This window comes from Bradyrhizobium genomosp. III, assembly GCF_000261705.1.
GTDB lineage: Bacteria > Pseudomonadota > Alphaproteobacteria > Rhizobiales > Xanthobacteraceae > Bradyrhizobium > Bradyrhizobium ottawaense.
Genome location: NZ_AJQF01000571.1, coordinates 1 through 2,622, shown reverse-complemented (window position 1 = coordinate 2,622; position 2,622 = coordinate 1). Strand labels below are relative to the sequence as shown.

The 2,622-nt window shown below is 58.8% G+C and carries 2 protein-coding genes; both read right to left on the bottom strand.

The window, feature by feature from the left end; all coding sequences use genetic code 11:
• Nucleotides 1-154: 154 nt before the first annotated feature.
• Nucleotides 155-361, bottom strand: coding sequence for a hypothetical protein (locus tag IC66_RS44900; RefSeq protein ID WP_011084638.1), 207 nt, complete (start codon nt 359-361; stop codon nt 155-157).
• An 834-nt stretch (nt 362-1,195) separates the two neighbouring features.
• Nucleotides 1,196-1,597, bottom strand: coding sequence for a hypothetical protein (locus tag IC66_RS0142140; RefSeq protein ID WP_011084637.1), 402 nt, complete (start codon nt 1,595-1,597; stop codon nt 1,196-1,198).
• Between the last annotated feature and the right edge of the window lie 1,025 nt (nt 1,598-2,622).

The following is a 2,622-nucleotide window of genomic DNA, read 5'->3' as shown; positions in this document are numbered from 1 at the left end:
AGTTCAGCCCAATTCGGCTTATTAACGATCGACTCGGATCGCAGGCAGCGCGGGCGACTCGCCGCCTTGGCTGACTTCAATCGGGAGCTAGTTCAGTTTCTGCGGAAAAAAATCTCGTGTTCCGAGCCTGGCGGCCCGATACCGGCTGTTTAGTTCACGTCCCCGAGAGTAAGACTTTTATTTGGCTCAGATCCGGATGGGGCAGAAGCTTGTGCAAACCCATTCGCAACTTGAGGTCTTCCGGCGCCCACGGATCTCCCTGCTGCCAGCTCGGGGGCACATAAAGAGACAAACTTGGCAGCGGCTGGTTGCGCCGCACTTGCGGCGCATAAGGCGAGGATGTTGAGTTGAAGCCGTCCATGTTCCACCCCCTGAACGCTTAAAGCCGACTACAGAAGGTCAGCGACAGGAAACAGCGCGGGCGCGGCCTGGCGCCTACCGACCTGGGGGGCTGGATAAAGGCACTATCCCTGCCGCTCCGCGCTGCCGTTGAGTTTAGCGGAAAGCGTGACTCGGCGCTGACCGTTCTGGATAGATAGCGCTGTCCCTGCCACGTCCCGTTAACCACAACGGCTCTGTATCCGGGCTGGCTTACTGAAAGCTGACGAGACCCGGCAATTCCCAAAACGAAAGCGGCCCGTGTGGGCAAGTTGCAGTCAAGCGTGAGAACGACGTTCCGGCGGCATGCTTGGTACCACGTCAGCCTGAGCATTCGCCAGCTAGCAGCTCCGGTGTCCAGCGCCCGGCCTGCCGGAGGGCCGCAGGCGGTGGCCACCAGAAGGGCCTCTTCCTTGTCGTTGAGTTCGCGCTCTGCCCGGTAGGCGGCTCTTCGCTCTGGTTCTCCGCCAGGTTGCCTTCGACAAAAACGTCGAAGGGTGGGAGACCGCCAAGTGGCCGACGCCCAGGCTTGTGGCGATCACGTCATCACTCATCCCGGCATCGGCCGCCAACCGGATCTGCGCCCCCTTGAGCGGACAGCGGTTGCCTGCCTCCGCCTAAGAAAAGCTCTATTCGACAAAAAGAGAGGTATCTATGGCAAACGAATCTTAGATAACTCGCGGCATCTTGAGTTCAGAGCAATCGTGGGATTTGGCGGGTGAGCTGAAGCCACTAAAGCGACCCACACCCTCGTCAGTGGGCGACATATGCCCTCGGCTCTGGAGGAAGTAGCTGCGATCGGGCTCTTATCGCAAGCTCAGTGAAGCGCCTGCCTTCCCGCGGGTGATGGCTGTGGCTTGAGATGATCCAATATCTTCGAGCCGGCGCTGAACGACCTCGACCAGAATTTCTCCAGAAAATCCAGGTGACACCGCAACAGCTCCGAGGAAGTTTTGGAGTCCGCGATATCCTTCAGAAAGGTGGCCTGATCGTGCAGGGAGGAAGCCGCCAAACCTAGTCCGTCCTTCAGGGCCGCAGCGAACAGGTTGCTTGTCGCTTCAATCGAGCTCTGCCATTCCCGAAAAGTAAATGGAATAGGCGATGCGGCTGTCGTAGATTTCCCAGCGCCATCGGCGGAAGCGCCAGATATCAGAGCCGGGTCGTGCCCGACATGTGGCCGCCGCTCGCGTTTCTCGTCTTCGCTTGCATTCGGTGCCATTCGAGATCTCCTAGCTTGAAGGGCTTATAACGTACTAAGTTGTTCGCCGCTCATTTCGATCATCCCCTACAAGGTACCACAATTGCCAACACGCGATACCTACCTCATTTGGTAACGTGGCAGCAAAGGAGGCAGTGAACGCGATACGGCCAGAGCCCATAGGCTGTAAAGCGCGCGTCCGTGTGCTGTCGCTTTGCCCACCGGTGCCGGCCCAGAGGCTGAGAACTGGGGCGATCGGATGGAGGATGGTGCCGGCTGCGCGTAGATGGCTGGCGGCGGCAAAGTCGGTGAGCGCACGTACATGGAGCAGCAATCAACATTCAATAATTGTTTAAGATTCTCCAAGCCGCTGGAACGGGCGATCGCTTCTACCCTGCTTCGAAGGCTTCACTGGCAGCCTGCTCGGCCTGTTGACGGCCCTGCCCTCTGAGCCAACGAGCGCTTCTGGACGGGCCACATGAAAGCGACTTTGAATCGCGGTGGATGCCCTCGACGGCTGGAAGCCGATTCGGCCGGCTGGCGTATATGATCTATTAGAACCATCTCGGCGGCTCGCGCAACCAGGCGACCGCCAGGCACTTAACCGCCGCGGCACCGCTATACGGGATCATCCAGAGGTTCTTGCCGACCGAATGCGAAATCCATGCTTCGATACGACGAGCTAACTGCCGGCGCAAACTTGCGATGTTCGGCGAAGCTTGTCCGGTGTCAGCTAGCGGGTTGGGTTAGGTGAAGCAATAGACGTTGCAAGCACCCCGCGCGGGAAAACGGCGTTGATGGACAATGGCGGCAATACCCTTGCGTCTCGAGTTTAGCTGGAGGCTTGCTTTTTCTCTCGCACGCAGGCTTACGTCCTGTGGCTCTCGAACGTGTGCGGCGCAATGTGGCACTCGGGCCGATCTTGAGACGTATAAACGCTGTGATCGTATGAACTTGTAGCAGCGCGGCTCGAGATAGACGACCAGAGACATGCTCCAGATGGCACCGTCCCTAGTCCCCGGAATCAGAGCTGAGTGATACGGCGG

Coding starts and splice junctions, on each gene's coding strand:
- IC66_RS44900 (WP_011084638.1), bottom strand. CDS start 361: ATGGACGGCTTCAACTCAACATCCTCGCCTTATGCGCCGCAAGTGCGG.
- IC66_RS0142140 (WP_011084637.1), bottom strand. CDS start 1,597: ATGGCACCGAATGCAAGCGAAGACGAGAAACGCGAGCGGCGGCCACAT.